Consider the following 20290-nt stretch of genomic DNA (forward strand, 5'->3'; position numbering starts at 1 on the left):
AAACCTCTGAATACTAGGCGGGCTCGACGGCGCCGAAGGGGGAGCCGGCTGTGAAAGGCACGCCTTGAACGCGACGCAGACCGCCGAAACCAGCCCATCGCACGGCCATCAGGATCGGCTCGGCACGCTCGCCGTCGGCGCGATCGGCGTGGTGTTCGGCGACATCGGCACCTCGCCGCTCTATTCGCTCAAGGAGAGCTTCATCGGCCATCATCCGCTGGCGGTGGACCCCGAACACATCTTCGGCGTGCTCTCGCTGATCTTCTGGACGATGATGTTGGTGGTGACGATCAAATATGTCGTCATCATCCTGCGCGCCGACAACAAGGGCGAAGGCGGCAGCCTGGCGCTGCTCGCATTGATCGCGCGCAAGCTGGGCGAGACGCGCTGGACGCCCTGGGTGACGATATTGGGCGTGATCGCCACTGCGCTATTCTATGGCGACGCAATCATCACGCCGGCGGTGTCGGTGCTGTCGGCGGTCGAAGGGCTCGCCACGGTCGAGGATTCGCTGTCGCAGCTGGTGCTGCCGATCAGCATCGTCATCCTGATCGGCCTGTTCATGATCCAGTCGCACGGCACCGCGCGGGTGGGCAGGCTGTTCGGCCCGGTGATGGTCTTCTATTTCGCGGTCATCGCCGTGCTCGGCGTCATCGGCATCGCGCGGAGCCCGGATATCCTGTGGGCGCTCAACCCGTGGTACGCACTCAACTTCTTCCTGCTCGATCCCCTGCTCGCCTTCCTGGCGCTGGGATCGGTGGTGCTGGCGGTGACCGGGGCCGAGGCGCTCTATGCCGATATGGGCCATTTCGGCCGCAAGGCGATCATGGTCTCCTGGCTCTACATCGCCTTCCCCTGCCTGATGCTCAACTATCTCGGCCAATCGGCGCTGCTGCTCGCCAATCCCGCCGCGGTGGAGAATCCGTTCTTCCTGCTGGCGCCGGAATGGGCTCGCCTTCCCCTCGTCATTCTCGCCACCATGGCGACGGTGATCGCCAGCCAGGCAGTGATCTCGGGTGCCTTCTCGGTGACGCAGCAGGCCGTGCAGCTCGGCTTCCTTCCGCGCCTGCGCATCCTGCACACCAGCGCCAAGGCGGCGGGGCAGATCTATGTCCCGCTCACCAACTGGCTACTGCTCGTCATGGTGATCCTGCTCGTCCTCGGCTTCCGCAGCTCGAGCAACCTCGCCGCCGCCTATGGCATCGCGGTGACCGGCACGATGTTCATCACTGCCTGCATGCTGGGCGTGCTCACTTTCGCGGTGTGGAAATGGCCGCCGGCGGTGGCGGGGCTGGTCACCGGCGGCTTCCTGCTGATCGACGGGCTCTATTTCGCCTCGAACGTCACCAAGATCCCCGATGGCGGCTGGTTCCCCCTGCTCGTGGCCGCGATCGTCTTCACGCTGCTCACCACCTGGGCGACCGGGCGCCGGCTGGTCCGGGCGCGGCTGCACGAGGGGGCGATGCCGATCCAGATCTTCATCCAGTCCGCCGGCCATTCGGTGCAGCGCGTGCCGGGTACCGCCGTGTTCCTCGCCAGCACCGACGACATTCCGCCCGCGCTGCTCCACAACCTCAAGCACAACAAGGTGCTGCACGATCGCGTGGTGATCCTCACCGTCGCGATCGAGCAGGTGCCGCACGTCGCCCCCGACGCCCGGGCCGAAGTGAGGCCGCTCGGCGAGGGCTTCTACCGGATCGTCCTCCATTACGGCTTCATGGACGGGATCGACATCCCGGTGGCCCTGCACGCCATCGGCGAAACGGCGGGCAAACCGTTCAAGTCGATGGAGACGAGCTATTTCCTCGCCCGGCAGACGCTGATCGCCTCGTCGCGGCCCGGCATGGCGATCTGGCGCGAGAAACTGTTCGCCTGGATGGTCCGCAACGCCGAAAGCGCGATGGAGTTCTTCAAGCTCCCCACCAACCGCGTGGTCGAGCTCGGCAGCCAGGTGGAGATCTAGCCTGTAGTCCCGGTGCCTTATGCCGTCATGCTGAACTTGTTGGCGCTTATCCCCTTGCGACAAGGATAGTCCTAAGAACCGTCATCCCCGCGCAGGCGGGGATCCAGGGTTTCTCTGCCGTATCGCCCGCGACCCTGGATTCCCGCCTGCGCGGGGATGACGAAACGGGGATACTTGTCTCAAGGAGATAAGCGCCAAACAAGTTCAGGGTGACGGACGGAATTGGAGCGACGGAACAGATCCGCCTTCGAAGCAGACGGCCGGCGCACGGAGCCTTTCAGACAAAACGGCAAGGAGGGAGCGGCACCCTGCGGCACCGCCCCTTCCTCGCGCGATCAGAAGCTCATGCGCAGGCCGGCGGTGATGATCCGCCCGGTGCTGGCATAGGTCTGGCTGACCGGGTTCGCCGCATACATGGTGCGATATTGCGGCGCGTTGGTCATGTTGCGCCCCTCGAGCGAAAGCTTGGCGAAATCGGTCACCGCATAGGACATCGCGAAATCGATGTTCAGCTGGTTCTCGTTATAGCCGAAGTCGGCGAACACCGGCGAGTTGCACGGGCCGCCGCCAACGGTGGTAGTGCCCACCGAGCAGGTGCCCGTCGCCAGCGGGAAGCGGTTCACATAGCGCGCCCGCCACGCGCCCGAGACGCGCGCCGAGAATTTGCTGTCCTCATAATAGAGCGTCGCGTTGAACGCGTCCGGCGAGGTGTTGAGGAATGGCCCTTCGGCATAGCTGTTCGCCGCCGTGCCCGACACCGTCTGGCTGGTGTTGAGCGCCGTGCCGGTCAGATAGCTCAGGCTCGATTCAATGTGCGTGTAGTTTGCGATCACGCCGAAACGCTTCAGGAAGCCCGGCAGGAAGAAGAAGTCGGTCTGCAGATTGACTTCGACGCCCTTGATGTCGCCGCCCGGCGAATCCTGGAACTGGCGCACCGCCCAGGTGCCGCCGTTGCAGGTATATTGGTAGAGGCTGGTCGTCGCCAGGCTCGGCGAGCAGGCCGCGGTGGTCGGCATGTTGCTCAGCAGCTGGTTGTAGATGGCTGGCTCGAACACCGCCGACAGCGGTGCCTCGAGCGCGACCTGTTGCGGGAAGGTCGCGATATCCTTCTTGAAGAAGTTCACCGCGATCAGGCCGTTATGGGTGAAGTATTTTTCGAAGCTCAGGTCGAGATTGGTCGCCCGGAACGGGTTCAGATAGGGATTGCCCACCGTCAGCGACGGCGCCGTGCCGTTCGCGTTCAGCGCGGTGGTATAGGCAGTGGTGCCCGGCGTCAGGCTGGCGAGCTGCGGACGCGACATCACCTTCGCCGCGGCGAAGCGGATCAGGAAATTGTCGGCGACTTCCCAGTTCGCGTTCATCGAAGGCAGCCAGTCCCAATATTCGTTCTTGCCGGTGACCGCGATGCCGGGGACGCCATCGGCACCACCGACATTGCCGGTGCCCGACACCCGGGTGTTGGCCACGCGCATGCCGATATTGCCGCGCAGCGGCCGGCCGAGCAGGTTGACGTTGTAGTCAACCTGGAAATAGCCCGAGATATCCCGTTCGGTGACGCCGGAGCGCTGGCGCCCGTCGACCACGGCGCGATAGTCGCCCCACTTGTTCACGCAATTGCAGTTGATGCCGAACTGATTGATGAACTTCTGGATGTCCGGCGCATAATAGCTGGTCGGCGTGCCCTGCGTCACGTTCAGCCCCTGGCCGAAGCCGATGGTCTGGCCGAGATCGGTGATGTTGAGCCGGGCTTCGGCCAGCGTCGGGTTGATTGCCTCGATCGACTGGTTCCGGCGGCCCTGGTCGCCCTGGTAGGAGAATTCCTTCACCGTGCCGCCGAAGCGGATCGACATCTCGGGCAGCGCTTCATAGGTGAAATTGGCCCGCGCCACCTTGAATTCATTGTCCACGGCGTTGGTGAAGTAGCGGATCGTCGACAGCCCCTTGACCAGCGTCCAGCTGTTCGGGTCGGCAACGTTGAAGCCGGGGTTGAACACCGGCATCTTGCCGCCGGCACGCTCGTCGAAGGTATAGCCGGCCTTGTCGATCGCGTTGAATTCCGCGAGCAGGCCATAGGCGCGGAATTCCGACTTGGACCAGCCACCCGTCGCATCGGCATAGAAGCCGGGCGCGAACTCCTGGTGGACGTTCAGTGTCACCTGCTTGAAGTCGGTGCGGCCATATTGGGTGTCGGCGAAGCTGCGCCAGTCGACATCGTCGAGCAGCAGATAATCGGCCTGGTTGGCTCCGTTGACGTGCGCGGCGCGGATCTTGGTGTTCGTGCGCCCGAGCAGCTCGTTGTAATAGCCGGTCTGGTTCGAAGTCGCGACATAACCGGGCGAGGCGGGATTATTGTAGTAATCGAACGGGTTTAGGTTGTTCGGGTTGAGGCTGTTGTAATAGCCCGGCAGCGCCGCCTGGCCAACGCCGTTGCCCGGCTGATCGCCATTGCAGTCGATGATCGCGCTCGGCACGCAATTGGCATAGAGCGCGACGCGGTCCGGATAATAATTGGCGTTGCCGACGGGGCGCAGGCCGGCGCTGCCCGTGCCGAGGACGCGGGCGTTGGTGCCGTTGCGGTTCAGGCCGATCGTGGTGATGCCGGTGTTGTTGCTGTTCTGGTCATAGCGCGAAAAGACGCCGTCGAGCGTGATCTCGGTGCCCGCGCCCGGCTTCCACTGCAGCGTCGCGGTTGCGCCGATCCGCTCATAATCGAGATATTGGCGGCCGATCGAAGGCAGGACCGGAATGATCGTGGTCGGGGTGACCAGCGCATAGGCGGCAGGGTCCGAACCATAGGTGGCGCCGGTGCCCTGGCTGCTCGGGCGGGCGAAACCATAGACGGCCGGCGTCACCCCCGCGATCGCCGAGTTGCGATAGGTATATTCGAACACGCCGATATTGCGACGATAGGCGTCGATCTGCTGTTGCTGCTTCTGGTACGCGCCCGAGACGAGGATCCCGAAATTGTCGGTCACCCGCAGCGAGGCCAGGCCGGTGAAGCGCGGATTCCACTTCTTCCCGTTCTCGCGATATTCGGCTTCGGCGCCCAGGGCGAAGCGGTTCTTCTTGTACGAGAGCGGGCGGCCGGTGGTGAGGTCGATGATCGCGCCGAGCGAGCCTTCGTCATTCTCCGCCGCAGTCGATTTGGTTACCTTGATGCCGCCGAACAGTTCCGAGGCGAAGGTGTTGAAGTCGAACCCGCGCGAGCGGTTCGCGCCCGCATCGGACTGGTTGCCGCCCGAGATGTTCTGCGCGTCGGCACCGTTCAGGCGGACCATCTGGAAATCGCCGCCCAGGCCGCGCACGGTGATCGTGCGACCCTCGCCATTGTCGCGATCGATCGAGACGCCGGGCAGGCGCTGGATCGATTCCGCCAGGTTCGCGTCCGGAAAGTCGGCGATGTCCTCGGCGGTGATCGCATCGACGATCTGGTTCGAATTGCGCTTGATGTTGACCGAGCTGGCCAGCGAAGCGCGGAAACCGGTAACAACGATCAAGTCGCCGCTTTCCGTCTGGTCCTGCGGCGCGGCCTGGGGATCGTCCTGCGCAACGGCGGTGACCGCGGGGGCGGTCCCGGCGGTCTGCGCCCAGGCCGGCGCGGCCGTCAGCAGCGCCATGCCGAGCGCGCCCAGTGCCGTCGTGCCGCGCAGCGCCGATCGGCGCGCGACATGAGTGTCAGCGATTGAAAACATGATTTCCTCCCCCAAAGCTCTTCTCATCGACAAGCACTGGTCGATGCGCCCGGCGGAGCCTGGAATCAGGGTACGACACAGCATCGCGGAAAACGACGCCCGTCGTCCCGCAAGATCCGGCCATGTCGCGACTTGCCCCCTCCCACGCCCCTCGTGCGGATCTTCTCGTCCACTTGGGCGCAAGCGCATTCAGTCACGCTTGTTCACGCTATTGATCGCGCTACCACTCAGTTGTGTCAACCGGTGTCATTGAACAAAAATTCACAAACGGGGGATTGCGGCATTTCAGCAACATCGAGGAAATGCCGCTGTGCAGCGCGGGTTTCAGGCGGCCTTGCGAGCCGGTTGCCGGCGGGCGATGGCGTCCCTCTTCACATGCTCCACCATCATCCCCGCCTTTGCGGGGAGGACGGCATTTGCCGATTGGGTCTTGAAACTATCCCTCGCGCGGCGGCGCGACCGAGGCGCGGTGAATCAGCGTCGAGGGGAACAGCGACGGCTCCTCCACGGCATTGCCGTCATCCCCGAAGAACTCCGCCAGCAGCTTCAGCGCCGCGGAGCGCGCCATCGAGATGATCGGCCAGTGCACCGTGGTGAGCGGCGGCCAGATGTGCGAGGCGATGGCGGTGTCGTCGAAGCCGACGATCGACAGGTCCTCGGGCACGCTCATGCCCCGGCGGCGCGCGGCGTGGAGCGTGGCGGCCGCCATCTCGTCGTTCGAGGCGAAGATCGCAGTAGGTCGCGGCGACAGGTCGAGCAGCCGGTCGGCGGCGGCCAGCCCGGTCTCGAACGTGTAGTTGCCATCGGCGATCAGGCTGCGCGGCAGCTTGATCCCCGCTCCCTCCAGCGCATTCTCGAAGCCCTTGCGGCGCTCGCGCGCGGAGCGGAAGCCGTGCGGGCCGGCGATCAGGCCGATGCGGCGATGGCCCAGCGAGATCAGATGGTTCACTGCCTCGTGCACCACGTCGCAATCGTTCGAGGCGACCATGTGTTCGGGCGAATCCAGCGTCGCCGACCCCATGCGGACATAGCGGATGCCGAGCTCGCGGCAGAGCTCCGCCACCATTTCATTCTCGGAGACGGGCGGCAGGAACATCACGCCGTAGAGACGCTGGCGCTCGAGGAAGTTGCGCACATCCTCGAGCATGGTCGAGCTGCCCCGGTCGATCGGGCGGACGATCAGCTCGAACTCGGTGTCGCGCATCGCCTCGAGCATGCCGGCCTGCACGTTCATCACCATCTGCGCGTTGGGATTGTCGTGGATCAGGCCGATCAGGAAGTTGCGGCGCAGGGCCAGCGCGCGCGCCTGGACATTGGGGACATAGCCCAACTCGCTGATCACCTGCTCGACCTTCGCGCGCGTGTCTCCATTGAGCAACGGCGAACGGTTGATCACTCGGCTGACGGTTTTCTTCGAGACGCCGGCGATACGGGCGACGTCGTTGATCGTGGGCTTTCCGGTTCTCTCCATCCCGCGAACATAATGGCTTGCAGGACAAAGCGATACGATATTATCCGCGTGCCGGATTGGCCATCGGTGTCAGCTTGCGGGCTCAACTTCCGGGCTGAATATACGGCACCCGGCCCCACAGTTCGCGCTCCCATTTGCGCGGATCACTGGCCAGGCGGCTCGGCGCGTCGAACAGCATCGTCGCGCGGCCGGGCAAGCTATAGGGCGCCCAGGCGGGCAGGCCCGCCGCCGCCGGTCGGCCGCTGCGTGCCAGCGAAGCGAAGGCGCCCATCATCTGCCCGCTCAGCTTGCGCGCGGCCGGCCCGACGCCGGTATAGGACCCCGGAGCATCGAGCGTGCCGAAGGCGAGCGCGATGTCCATCGTGTGCGGTGCGCCGCGCTCGGGCCTGGTCGGCGACTGGAAGTCGACCTGATAGACCCAGGTGGCGCGGGCGCCCGTCGCCGCCCGCGCATCTGCCTCCAGCCATTGGCCCGGCCAGCTCCGGCCGGCGGTGGTGGCGCGGTAGAAGAGCTGCTCGGGCGTGTCGGCCGGGAAGTGCGCGCGATATTGGGCGACCACCCATTCGGGCAGCAGGTCCATGCGCAGCTCGGGCGCCATGCGCGCGGCCACATTGTCCCAGGTCAGCCCCCGCACCTTCTCCGAACCGGGATCGATGAAGGCTCTTGTCTCGTCATGCGTATTGCCCAGGATCATCGGGATGGCCAGGCTCTGCGGATGGGCATCGGGCCAGAAGGGGTGGCGGACGAGCCATTTCATGTCGAGCACCGGCCCGAAATACACGCCGCCGCCCAGGATCGGGTCGGCCGTGTCCAGCGCCTCGACCAGCTTCTCCACCGGCATGTCGAGCAGGGGCTGCAGGTCGCCCTCGCGCATGCCCAGCCTGGCGAGATAGGCCTGAGCCCGCTTCGTCGCGTTGAGCGGCCCGGACGCAGTCACCTGCTGCCCGCTCATCGTCGCCGCCGAATGGAACAGCCCCCTGGCCGCCGGCATGCCCATCAGCGTCGCGATCTTGGCTCCGCCGCCCGACTGGCCGAACACGAAGACACGCCGCGGATCGCCGCCGAACGCCGCGATATTGTCCCGCACCCATTGCAGCGCGAGGATCAGGTCGAGCTGGCCCAGATTGCCGCTGTCCGCGAAACGCGGATCGAAGCGGGCGAGATAGAGATAGCCGAGCGCGTTCAGCCGATGGTTCACCGTCACCACCACCACGTCCTCGGCCGCGGCGAGCTTCTCGCCGTCGTTCAGCGGCAGGGTGACGGTGCCGTTCGAATAGGCGCCGCCATGGATGTAGAGCATCACCGGGCGCCTGGCCGCGGAATCGGCGCCGGGCGTCCAGATGTTGAGGAACAGGCAATCCTCGGAGGCGCGCTGATCCCCCCTGCCCTGCGGGCAGATCGGGCCATATTCATGGGCGGGCACGACAGCGCCGGGCGCCGCGACTGCCGTCGGCGCGCGGAAGCGCGGGGCGTTGCCATAGCGGATGCCGCGGAAGCGCAGCATGCCGCCCTCCAGCCGGTCGCCCTGGAAGCGTCCTGCCCGCGTCTCCACCACCGCTTCGCCGGATGTCGCCCGCGCCGCCAGCGGCACCGCCGCCAATGCCGCGCCCCCCGCCAGCACGCTTCGCCTCGAAACCTGCATCATCCTCTCCCGACCCAATTTCCTCGCCTCGGATCGGGCAAGGTTTCAACGGCGGACGTCGAGCCCGCCTTCCTCGAACGCCGCCAGATCGGCACGCGTGAACAGGCTCGCGTCGCCAGGCAGCGAGTGCTTGAGCGCCGTCAGCGCCAGGCCGGCCCGTGCCGCCGCCGCCGCATCGCCGCCACTCTCGATCAGGCCGTGGAGCACGCCCGCGGCAAAGGCATCGCCGGCGCCGATCCGATCGACGATCCCGGCGATCAGCACCTCGTCGGTCTGGTAGCCGCCGGCGCGCATGTCCACCCGCGCCGAGACGCGGTGGCTGTCGGCATCGTCGACATGCCGTGCGGTGTTCGCGATCGTCTGGAGCCTGGGAAAGGCCGCGAAGGCCGCCTCCGCCGCCTCGCGCCGCCGATCGGCGCCGTCGCCCGAGAATTGCCGGCCGAGCAGCAGCGAGATGTCGCGGTGATTGCCGAACAGCAGGTCGGCATGGCCGATCAGCCGGGTCAGCACTGCCTTGGGGTCGCTGTCCCAGCTCTCCCACAGCTTCGCGCGGTAATTGCCGTCGAACGAGACCGGGATGCCCTTGGCGACCGCCGCTTCCGCCGCGGCGATCGCCGCGCTCGCGGTGTTGTGGCCGAGCGCCGGCGTGATGCCCGACAGGTGCAGCCGCGTGGCACCGTCGAGCAGCGCGCCCCAGTCCCAGGCATCGGCCGGGCGCCGGGCGAACACGGAATACGCCCGGTCATAGACCACTTCGGACGCGCGCAGCCCCGCGCCGGGCGTCAGGAAATACAGGCCGAGCCGGCCGGGCTCGGAGACGATCGTCGAAGTGTCGACTCCGCGCCGGCGCAACTCGCCGATCACCGCGCCACCCAGCGGATTGTCCGAGACGGCCGAGATCATCCGCACCTTGTGGCCAAGACAGGCCAGCCCCGTCGCGACGTTCGCCTCGGCCCCGCCGACATTCACCTCGAGCTTCGGCGTCTGGAGCAGCAGCTCGCGCCCCGGAGGCGAGAGCCGCAGCATCAGCTCGCCGAAAAACGCAATGCTCATCGCGCCAGCCACCCGCCATCGACCGCGAGGATATGGCCTTGCACATAGTCCGAGGCCGCCGAGGCGAGGAACACCGCCGCGCCGCCCATGTCCGCCGGATCGCCCCAGCGGCCCGCCGGGATGCGCTCCATGATCGAGCGGTTGCGGTTCTCGTCCGCCTGCAGCGCCGCGGTGTTGTTGGTGGCGATATAGCCGGGGGCGATCGCGTTCACGTTGATGCCCTTCGCCGCCCATTCATTGGCGAGCAGCTTGGTGAGCCCGCCGATGCCGGATTTGGAAGCGGTGTAGCTCGGCACGCGGATGCCGCCCTGAAAGGTCAGCATCGACGCGATGTTGATGATCTTGCCGCCGCCGTTCGCCACCATGTGCTTCGCCGCCGCCTGGCAGAGGAAGAACACCGACTTCAGGTTGGTGTCGACCACCGCGTCCCAATCCGCCTCGGTGAAGTCGAGACTGTCGGCCCGGCGGATGATGCCGGCATTGTTGACCAGAATGTCGAGCCCGCCCAGCTTGTCCACAGCTTCGTCCACAACCCTGCCCACAGGCTCGATGGTCGAGAGATCGGCCGAGACGATCTCGCCGCGGCGGCCGAGCGCGCGGACCTTCTCCACCGTCTCCTGCGCCGGCGTGCGGCCCACTGCGGCGATGTCCGCACCGGCGGCGGCAAGCGCCAGCGCGATGCCCTGGCCGATGCCGGTATTGGCGCCGGTGACTATGGCAATCTTGCCGGAAAGATCGAAGGGACTGGTCATATCTTCTCTCGCTCCCCTCCCTGGCAAGGGAGGAGCTGGGGGTGTGTCGCATCCGGGCGGTACGGTGGCCAGGGCACTCACGCCTTCCATGGCGCGAGCACGCCACCCACCCCCGGCCCCCTCCCGTCAAGGGAGGGGGAGAGGTGGCCTTACGCCAGCTGGCAAATGTCCAGCACGTTCATGTCGGTATAGTCCTGGTTCTCGCCCGCCATCGCCCAGATGAACGCGTACGCCTTCGTACCGGCGCCCATGTGGATCGACCAGGGCGGGCTGATCACTGCCTCCTCGTTCTGCATCACGATGTGCCGGGTCGCCTCCCCTTCACCCATGAAGTGGAACACCCGGTCCTTGGCCAGGTCGTCCAGCTCGAAATAGAGATAGATCTCGCTGCGGCGCTCATGGATGTGCGGCGGCATCGTGTTCCACACGCTGCCGGGCTTGAGCACGGTCAGGCCCATGACCAGCTGCGCGCTGTCGCACACGCCCGGGATGACCAGCTGATAGATCGAGCGCTCGTTCGATTCCTCCAGCGTGCCGCGATCCAGGCGATTGGCGTCGGCGATGCCGAGCTTGCGGGTCTGGAAGCCCTTATGCGCCGGGCACGACACCAGGTAGAAGCGCGCGCCCGCGCCCGAGAAGGTCACGTCCTTGGCGCCCATCGTCACGTACAGGCAGTCCTTGTTGCCCAGCGTGAAGGCCTCGCCGTCCACCGTCACGGTGCCTTCGACGCCGCTGATGTTGACCACCGCCAGCTCGCGGCGCTCAAGGAACGGATGGCCCGCCGCCGATGCCGGCTCGGTCTGCGCCGGCAGTGTCACCGGGGACGAAACCACGGCGACGCCGCCGATCACCATGCGATCGGCATGGGTATAGTTCAGCACGCACTCGCCGTCGCGGAACAGGTCCTGGATCAGGTAGCGGTCGCGCAGTTCGTCGTTCGAGACGCACTCCATCATGTCGGGGTGCGTGGCGTAATAGGTCCGGTCGAACATCGGATACTCCGTTGGTTTGATTCAGGCAGCGGCGGCGACGGGCGCCGGCGCGTGTCGGTCGAGCTTGTACGCCCTGCGCACCAGCCCGTTGGTCAGTTCATAGGCCAGCTCGGCGGCTTCCCAGTCGAGCAGCCGCCCCTCGGCGACCAGTCGGGCGAGGAAGGCGCAATCGACGCGGCGCGCCACGTCATGACGCGCCGGGATCGAGAGGAAGGCGCGCGTATCGTCGTTGAAGCCGACCGTGTTGTAGAAGCCGGCGGTCTCCGTCACCTGCTCGCGGAAGCGGCGCATGCCCTCCGGGCTGTCGTGGAACCACCAGCTCGGACCCAGCTTCAGGCACGGATAATGGCCGGCCAGCGGCGCCAGCTCGCGCGCATAGACGGTCTCGTCGAGCGTGAAGAGGATGATCGAGAGATCGGTCGAAGTGCCGAACCGGTCGAGCAGCGGCTTGAGCGCGTGCACATAATCGGTGCGCATCGGGATGTCCGCGCCCTTGTCGCGGCCATGGCTCTCGAACAGCCCGCCATTGTGATTGCGGAAGGATCCCGGATGGATCTGCATCACCATCCCGTCCTCGACGCTCATCGCCGCCATCTCGGTCAGCATCTGGGCGCGGAACAGCTCGGCGTCCTGCGGGGTCCAGCTGTCCGACAGGATCGTGCGGAACAGCCGCTCGGCCTCGTCCTTGCCCAGATTGGCGGTCGCGGCAGTCGGGTGGCCATGGTCGGTCGCCGTGGCGCCGGCAGCGCGGAAATCGGCGCGGCGCTTGCGGTGCGCGGCGAGATAGCCCTCCCAGCTATAGACGTCCTCGCCGGTCTTCTCGGCAAAGATCCGCATCGCCCCGGCGAACTGCTCATGCTCGACATCGATCACCGCATCGGGACGGTAGGTGGTGACCACCCGGCCGTTCCATCCGCTGCCGTGGATCGCGTGATGCGGCGAAAGATCGTCTTGCGGCCCCTCGGTGGTGGCGAGGAAGCCGATGTTGAACCGGTCGAACAGCGCACGCGGCTTGAACGCGTCGGTCGCCAGCTTCGCATTGATCGTGTCGTAATAATGATCGGCGGTGGAGGTATCGAGCGCGACGTCGAAACCGAACACCTCGCCGAACACATGCCCCAGCCACATCGCCGACGGGGTGCCCCGGAAGAGATAAGTGTGTTCGGCGAAGGTCCGCCATGCCTCGCGCGGATCGGTCGTCGGCATGCCGCCCAGGCTCGGCACGCACAGCGCGTCGAGCGACACGCCCTGCGAATAGAGCATGCGGTAGATATAGTGATCCGGCGACAGCAGCAGCTCGGTGGCGTTCGACCAGTTGGCATCGGTCGAGAACCAGGTCGGATCGGTGTGCCCGTGCGGGCTGATGATCGGCAGCCCGGCCACTTCGGCATAGAGCGCCCGTGCAATGCCGCGCGTGCGGTCCTCCGCCGGGAAGAGCCGGTCGGGGTCTAGCTTCAGGGGCCGGGCCATCTCGATACTCCGTTACGCGACGTCGGCGCGCGCGAGGCGCGGCGAAAGCAGGTGGATGGACAGCAGCGCCAGGAAATACGCCGCACCCGCGACGACGAAGAGCGGCGCATAGCTACCGATCTTGTCGAGCACATAGCCGGCATATTTCGAGAAGACCATGCCGCCCACCGCGCCGACCGTGCCGCCGATGCCGATGACCGAACCGACCGCGAAGCGCGGCACCGTGTCCGAGGGGATGGTATAGAGCGTCGCCGAGAAGCTCTGATGCGCCGCCGCGGCCACGCCGACCACGAACACGCTGAGCCAGAGGTTGCCGTAGAAGGTGGTGAACACCACCGGCAGCACGAAGCAGGCCGAGATCAGCATGGTGAGCTTGCGCGCCTTGTTGACGCTCATGCCCGTCGCCATCAGCTTGCCCGAGAGCCAGCCGCCCGCGACCGAGCCCACGTCGGAGATCAGGTAGATCGCGCCCAGCGCGATCGCCGCCGTCGGCGAATCCCAGCTCGTCAGGTTCAGGCCATATTCCTTGCCCAGCCAGCTCGGCAGCCAGAACAGGTAGAACCACCAGATCGGATCGATGAAGAACTTGCCCAGCGCGAAGGCCCAGGTCTCCCTGGTGAGCAGCAGCTTGCCCCACAGATTCTTCACCTTCACCACCGGATCGGCCGGATCCTGGGTGATATAGGCAAGCTCTTCCGGGCCCACCTTGGGGTGGTCGGCGGGCTTGTCGCGGAAGATGGCGAGCCAGGCGATCAGCCAGACCACGCCGAACACGCCGGTGACGACGAAGGTCATGCGCCAGCCGATCGCGGGCACCATCGCCCAGATCAGCAGCGGGGTGAGGATCGCCCCCACGTTCGAGCCGGCGTTGAAGATGCCCACTGCGAAGGCGCGTTCCTTGGCCGGGAACCAGTCGGCCACCGTCTTCACGCCCGCGGGGAAATTGCCCGATTCGCCGATGCCCAGGCCGAAGCGGGCCATGGTGAACTGCATCACCGTATGCACGCCGCCATGCGCCACGTGCGCGATCGTCCAGATCACGACCGCGATGGCATAGCCGAAGCGCGCGCCGATCGCGTCGACGATCTTGCCGAAGCCGAGATAGCCGATCGCATAGGCGAGCTGGAAGTAGAAGACGATGTCGGCATAGTTGGTCTCGGTCCAGCCGAGTTCCTTCGACAGGTCGGGCTTCAGCACCGCGATCATCTGCCGGTCGACATAGTTGATCGCCGTAGCCGCGAAGAGCAGCCCCACGATCACCCAGCGATAGCGCCCGACGCGCGAAACCGCGCCGGAGACCGCCGCCTCTCCCTTACTCGCCATCATCCTCTCCCTCGTCTCTCTTATCGTTGCCGCGCTTCCCGATTCGCTCTCAGGCGCCGTGGATGCCGACGATACGGCACCGGACGCTGTAGTCCTTCGCGAACCGCGCCTCCACCAGCTCGCCGACGCGAACGGGATGGACGCCCGTGACCGCGCCGGTGGAGATCCACTGGCCCGGCGCGAGCGGCAGCTGCCGGCTGGCGGCAAGCTCGAACAGGAAGCGGACGGCGCCGAACGGCCCGTCGAGCATCGTGCTCGCCGTCGCCTCACCGGCCACTTCGCCATCGATTGTTAGCGCTACCGGCCACGCAAGGAAATCCGTGTCGCGCGGAATTTCCGCGCCGACGACCAGGCCGTTGTTGTTGCCGAAATCGGAGACGGTCACGGCCGGGCCGTGCGCGTTGATCCCCGGGAAGGGCGAGCTCGCCACTTCGATGCCGACATGGATCGCATCGACATATGCGGCGACTTCCGCATTGGTCCATGGACGGTCGAAATTATCGGGAAGCGCGCCCAGGCGGAGCAGATACTCGGCCTCCCCCGCGGCGAAGCCCCGCTCGAACACAGGCATCTCGGGCACTTCGCCCTCGGCCGCGGTCACCACCGAATCGGCGAAGATCGGGCCGGTCAGCCGGTTGGTGCCATAGGTCGCATCGAGCGGCGCGGGGATCTTGCCCACTTTCCAACCGGCGATCCGGTCGCCGAACAGCGCGATCGCGCGCTCCTGGATACCATAGGCTTCCTCCAGCGTGCCCGGCAGCTCGCCGGGATAATCGGCCAGCGTATTTCCTGCCTGCCGGGCCGCGACAAATGCTTGGGCGATGGCCTCGGCCGGTTCCCGTCCTTCGATCAACTTGAAATTCCCCATGTTCCCGTCGCGTGAGGGCCGCCCGCCATGTTCGGCCCGCGCACGCGCAAGCCGTCGCCCGACATCGCCGCCCCTTCCCGCTTCACCTGCCCGGAAACCGCTCGCCTCCTACGGTCCAAGGGCGATGGAGAAGACAGGCCGGAACCGGTGCCGGGCCATGTCGAGTAACTTGCGCGCGATCTCCTCTCCGAAGTCCTGCGTCCGGCTTTGCGCGGGTCCGCAGGTGTCTCGCCGATGCTACCGGTGTCAGGTCCGCGCGTCAACGCACCTCGAACGCAATCATCGACATCGCGCAGAAACGAGAAAGCTGTTGTCACCGGTGTCACCCATCGGCATGCTTACCGATGAGGATGGCGAAGACCGTCCCGCTTGTTCAGAGAGGCACGTCATGATCCGCACTTCGGCCACCAGCATCGCTCTGGCATGGGCGCTCGCGCTTGGCGCGACCCCGGTCGCCGCCCAGTCCACGGCCACGGCCGGAGACGATGGCCTGCTCTTCCGCGCGTCGGGAGACCAGAGCGGCAGGGCCGAGAAGGCCGGCGGCGATGCGGTGCCCAATTTCCAGACCAAGGTCACCAACGTGGCCGACGGTGCGATCGGCGGCGCCTTTCGCTGGGCGGACGACGGCTACATCGCCTGGAACGCAGCCGGCAACATCCAGGCGCAGCGCGGCACCCTCTCCTTCTTCTGGCGATCGCGCGAGCCGGTGGGCGAGGCGCCCTTCGTGATCTTCCGCGTCGGCTATGCCGATCATTCGAGCTGGGACATGGCGTTCCTGCGCATCGACTGGAACGGCCACGGTTTCGACGCCTTCGTCACCGATGCCAACCTCTCGCGCGTCCGCGTCTCGTTCAAGCTGCCGCAGAATCCCGCACCCGAGGCCTGGCAGCACATCGCCTTCGCCTGGGACGAGGCGGTGGGCGTCCGTCTCTTCGTCGACGGCAGGGAAGTCGCGCGCAAGGACCAGAAGGCCGATCTCGATACCGGGCTCGACCAGTTCGGCATGGCCGGCCGCGTGATGGCGCCGCATCAGGTGCAGAGCCGCTATAATTTCATGCGCGGCAGCGATCTGGACGAGATCCGCGTCTATGACCGCATGCTCGACGCCGCCGGCGTGGCCGCGCTCGCCGCCAAGGCCGAGCCCGCCCCCGGCCCGCCCGCCGATCCGGCGGGCAGGCGCGCCGCCTGGCTCCACCGCTTCGGCTGGGACGCCGCTTCGCCGCCGGTGCTGGAGGACAAGGTCACCGCCGTCCGCAAGGTCGAGTTCGCCGATGCGAAGGACCTGAAGGAATGGATGTGGAAGGGCGTGGACGGCATCGCCGAGACGACCTGGCCCGGCGTCTATAATCGCTCGAAACTCCCCGGCCGCGACGATTATTTCGAGCTGCCCGACTGGAACGTCTATGTCGAAGGCGGCAAGACCTATACGCTGACCGTTCCCGCCGCCGAGAAGTTCAACCGCGTCGAGATCCGCGGCGCCGCCTATGGCGCGCTCGACTATGCGGCCGACGGCGCCAGCTTCCGCACCCTGGCCCGGCGTCCCCAGGGCATCGTCCGCAGCGTCACTGCGCTCGGCGAGGCTCAAGGCGGCACGCTGCGCTTCACCAACGTGATGCAGGAGCAGCCGATCCAGGAAATCTGGGCCTATGACGTCGGCGCCGGCAAGGAGCCCGCGGGCAGCTTCAAACTCAGCTACACGGTGAACGCGCAGGTCTCCGCCGATCTTGCCGCGCTCGAAGGGCTCAACCGCTTCATCCGCGGCCGCTATCCCGCCGACGAGCGCAACACCGTGCTCGCTTTGCCTCCCGGCGCCGGTTCCGCCGCCGCCGGCGCGGGCAGCGCCGCTTCGACCGGAGCTGCCGCGCATGTCGCTGGGGCGATGCCGATCGTCCATGTCCTGATCCCCTCGGGCTTCGGCGACGCCTTTCCGGCCCGCGCGCTCGCCCGCGCCTGGAACTATGGCTGGGAAAATGTCCGCGACGGGCTGGACGGCATCGCTCTCGACATTCCCGCGCTGAAGGCGACGCCCGCCAAGGACGGGCTGATTCCGCTCAACATCCGCGTGAAGGACCCGATCTGGCCAGGCCGCGACATGATCGACCTGTCGGTCTCGGTCCGCCCGGGCGAGGCGCGCACGCTCTGGCTCGACCTGCGCGACCGCATCCTCACCAATGACAGCCTCTATCTGACCATCGCCTCCGCCGCCGCCGATTTCGGCCCGGCCTCGCTCGACGGCATGAACGTTCGCCTGGTCTTCAAGGACCGCGCCGCCGCGCTTCCGGAGCACATCGCCGACCGGTTCAACCAGGTGAAGGACAATTGGGGCTTTCTGGTCGAGGAGCACACCGCCTCCAAGCGCGCCGCCATGTATGCCCGCGTCTTCGCCGATGTCGGCGACCTGCTCCGCGTCGATCCCGATCATGCCGAGGGCCGCCGCTATTGGGCGGACATCAGCTATGGCGCGCAGAACCTGCCCGAATTCAAGCAGCCCGAAGCGCCCGCCGGCGTGCCGCTCTGGGCCTTCCGCCAGCTCGAGGACCTGAAGATCACGCGCCGGTTCGTGAACTGGTGGATCGACAATCGCCAGGTGCCGTACGGCGATTTCGGCGGCGGCATCTCCGACGATACCGACCTGACCCAGCAATGGCCGGGCCTCGCGCTGATGGGGGTCGACCCGGACAAGATCAACGCGTCCCTCCGTGCGCTCTCCGAGGCCGTGTACAAGAACGGCATGATGGTGAACGGTCTCGGCTATATCACCACCGACGAGTTGCACGCCTATGAGGAGGGCATGAATTCGGATGCCCAGCGACTCTACCTCAACTGGGGCGAGCCGCGCGCGGTGGAGCGGCTGATGGCGACGGTGAAGGCCTTGAAGGGCGTCGTCCTCCCCAACCCCGCCGGGCACATGCACTTCGCCAGCAACTGGTACGGTGCGCGCAAGATGTACCGCGAGGGGCCGTTCGAATGGCAGAAGCCCTATAGCTTCGTCGTCCTTCACGCGCCGACGCTGCTCGGCCTCTACAATGGCAATCCCGACGCGCGCGGCCTGATCACCGGCGTCAGCGACGGCCTGCTCGCCCATGGCAAGCAGGACGCCAAGGGCAATTGGAGCTGGCCCAACGAGATCAACTGGCGCACCGATGCCGAGCGCGCCGGCGATGGCGGCGGCGCCTCCACGCCGCTCCAGGCGGCATGGGCGGCATATCGCTTCACCGGCGAGGCGAAGTACCTGGCCCCGATCCTCGCCCGGGTGGACAAGAGCGGCCCCGCCTCGGTGCAGGACATCAACGAGAATGCAGTCAAGCTGCTCGGCGCCGACCGCGACTGGTCGAAGACGCTCGCCGACAAGGCGAAGAAGGGTGGCGCCTTCGAGCAATGGGCCGCCTGGGACGCGACCGGCGACACCGGATATCTGGAATCGCTCCACGCCGCGGCGATCGCAGACAAATCGCAGCGCCAGTACATGTATACCGAGGGCCATTGGTGGTCCGACCGCGTCGACCAGCCCAACGAGATCCTCCAGCGCGAGCGGCTGGGCGGCATCGCGCTGCGCCGGAACCAGACCTGGCCGGGCAATGCGGTGAGCTGGCGCTTCGACGATCCCGAAGGCGCGCTCAAAACGGCGATCCTCGTCCCCGGCGCCACGCCCGACCGCTTCAAGGTGATCGCCTACAACAGCGGCGACACGCCCCAGACCGCCGAGATGACGACGTGGAACGTCCGGGCCGGCGAATGGGAGATGGTTTCGAACGGAACGACCACCCCGCTCCATCTCGAACGCAGCGCCGCGACTCGCCTCACCTTTGCGCCGCACGCCACCACCGAGATCGCATTCACGCTCAAGACGCCCGGCGAAGACGTCGCCATGCGTCCCGATCTCGGCATCGGCAGCGACGACATCGTGGTGAAGGGCGGCAGGCTCGCGGTCACCGTCCACAGCCTCGGCGGGAAGGATGCCCCCGGCGGCACGCTCACCGTCGAGGATGCGTCGGGCAAGGCGCTGGCGAGCGCGCCGATCCCCGCCCTCGCCGCCCCGCTCGACCTCGTCCCCAGGACGGCGACGGTACGGCTCGCGCTCCCCAGGGGCGGTGTACGCGTCCGCATCGCGCTGCCCGGCGGCGCACCTGAAGTGACCCAGCTGAACAATGTGGTGCAGTTCCCCACCGCTCGCTGAGACCCTGGGAGGATCGCGCGATGAAGCGCCGTGAGTTCCTTGCCGCCGCAAGCATTGCCGCGGTTCCCCGTGCGGCGCTGGCCATGCCGGATCGCGACGCCGATCTGCGTGCCGCGCTGGACGGGCTCGCCCGGCTGGATACGCCGAGCGCGAAACTGGCGCAGCTGAAGCCCTTCGACTCGGCGTCGCTCTCGCCTTCGGCGCGGATCGACCTGGAGACGGTGCGCGCCGGCCTCACGGTCGACGTCGCGCTGGTGCGCGACCATCCGTTCGGCCGGCTCGGGCGCTCGCCCTATACTCTGTCGCCGCTCGCCGGCGCCTGGCGCGACGCCGCCCGCGAGAAGGACGGCGCGGCCCTGGCCCGGCGGATCGAGGCGGAGAATGCGCAGGCCCTGCTGGAGGCTCGGCACGGCGTGATCTTGCCCGCGCCGCTGCTCGACAAGACCCGCACCGCCATTGCGAATGCCGCCGCCACGTCCCCGCCGATCGCGGCCGAAGCGCTGCGCGGCCAGGCCCGGCTGCTGGCCGGGCTGGCGGGCAAGGCACCGGCCGAACCCGGCGTCGGCCGCTTCCGGGGTGGCGCGGACTATTTCGCGCTGCTGCTCGAACGCCATTACGGCGCCGCGATCGATCCCGTCGCCGCGCATCGCCAGATGCTCGCAAGCGCCCGCGCGATCACGGCCCGCGCCGACCTGCTGCTCCGACGGCTCGGCTATACGCGCGGCAGCGTCGGCGCGCGGATGAGCGCCGCGTTCAGCGATCCTCGTTTCCTCTACGCCGATGACGATGCCGGCCGGGACCACGCCGTCGCGGACATGAATGCATGGCTCGACAGGGCCCGCCCGACCCTGCCCGGGCTGTTCGGTCCGCTGCCGCCCGAATGCGGC

At 66.9% G+C, this 20290-nt stretch carries 12 protein-coding genes; 3 read left to right on the forward strand and 9 right to left on the reverse strand.

Going from position 1 to position 20290, the window contains the following annotated elements; translation table 11 throughout:
- The first annotated feature begins 64 nt into the window (after positions 1-64).
- Positions 65-1963, forward strand: coding sequence for a potassium transporter Kup (locus FFS08_RS13030; RefSeq protein WP_137862324.1), 1899 nt, complete (start codon positions 65-67; stop codon positions 1961-1963).
- Positions 1964-2298: 335 nt separating this feature from the next.
- On the opposite strand, the gene FFS08_RS13035 is transcribed toward FFS08_RS13030, so the two are convergent.
- The 9 genes from FFS08_RS13035 to FFS08_RS13075 form a co-directional block, all read right to left on the reverse strand.
- The gene (locus tag FFS08_RS13035; RefSeq protein WP_137862325.1) at positions 2299-5655 is read right to left on the reverse strand and encodes a TonB-dependent receptor domain-containing protein; all 3357 of its coding nucleotides are present in this window, start codon (positions 5653-5655) and stop codon (positions 2299-2301) included.
- Positions 5656-6091: 436 nt separating this feature from the next.
- Complete coding sequence (locus tag FFS08_RS13040; RefSeq protein ID WP_137862326.1) at positions 6092-7126, reverse strand: LacI family DNA-binding transcriptional regulator; 1035 nt, start codon at positions 7124-7126, stop codon at positions 6092-6094.
- A gap of 82 nt (positions 7127-7208) precedes the next feature.
- Complete coding sequence (locus FFS08_RS13045) at positions 7209-8771, reverse strand: carboxylesterase/lipase family protein (protein WP_137862327.1); 1563 nt, start codon at positions 8769-8771, stop codon at positions 7209-7211.
- 42 nt (positions 8772-8813) lie between these two features.
- The gene (locus FFS08_RS13050; RefSeq protein WP_137862328.1) at positions 8814-9821 is read right to left on the reverse strand and encodes a sugar kinase; all 1008 of its coding nucleotides are present in this window, start codon (positions 9819-9821) and stop codon (positions 8814-8816) included.
- Positions 9818-10573: a 2-dehydro-3-deoxy-D-gluconate 5-dehydrogenase KduD gene (kduD, locus tag FFS08_RS13055; protein ID WP_137862329.1), complete on the reverse strand. Its 756-nt coding sequence runs from the start codon at positions 10571-10573 to the stop codon at positions 9818-9820. The genes FFS08_RS13050 and kduD overlap by 4 nt, the downstream gene beginning before the upstream one ends.
- 149 nt (positions 10574-10722) lie before the next feature.
- Entirely contained in the window at positions 10723-11565 is an 843-nt protein-coding gene (kduI, locus tag FFS08_RS13060; RefSeq protein WP_137862330.1) for a 5-dehydro-4-deoxy-D-glucuronate isomerase, read from the reverse strand.
- Positions 11566-11586: 21 nt separating this feature from the next.
- Complete coding sequence (uxaC, locus tag FFS08_RS13065) at positions 11587-13035, reverse strand: glucuronate isomerase (RefSeq protein WP_137862331.1); 1449 nt, start codon at positions 13033-13035, stop codon at positions 11587-11589.
- Positions 13036-13047: 12 nt separating this feature from the next.
- Entirely contained in the window at positions 13048-14358 is a 1311-nt protein-coding gene (locus FFS08_RS13070; RefSeq protein ID WP_137862332.1) for an MFS transporter, read from the reverse strand.
- Between the two features lie 49 nt (positions 14359-14407).
- Positions 14408-15211, reverse strand: coding sequence for a 2-keto-4-pentenoate hydratase (locus FFS08_RS13075; RefSeq protein ID WP_331484457.1), 804 nt, complete (start codon positions 15209-15211; stop codon positions 14408-14410).
- Positions 15212-15614: 403 nt separating this feature from the next.
- Here FFS08_RS13075 and FFS08_RS13080 point away from each other — a divergent pair, with 403 nt between their 5' ends.
- Together FFS08_RS13080 and FFS08_RS13085 are read left to right on the forward strand one after the other, a co-directional pair.
- On the forward strand, positions 15615-19403 hold the full coding sequence (locus FFS08_RS13080) for a LamG-like jellyroll fold domain-containing protein (RefSeq protein WP_137871833.1): 3789 nt from the start codon (positions 15615-15617) through the stop codon (positions 19401-19403).
- A gap of 20 nt (positions 19404-19423) precedes the next feature.
- A partial coding sequence (locus FFS08_RS13085) for a DUF885 family protein (RefSeq protein ID WP_137871834.1) occupies positions 19424-20290 on the forward strand: 867 nt, incomplete at its 3' end.

Source organism: Sphingomonas sp. 1F27F7B (assembly GCF_005503355.1).
Taxonomy (GTDB): Bacteria; Pseudomonadota; Alphaproteobacteria; order Sphingomonadales; family Sphingomonadaceae; genus Sphingomonas.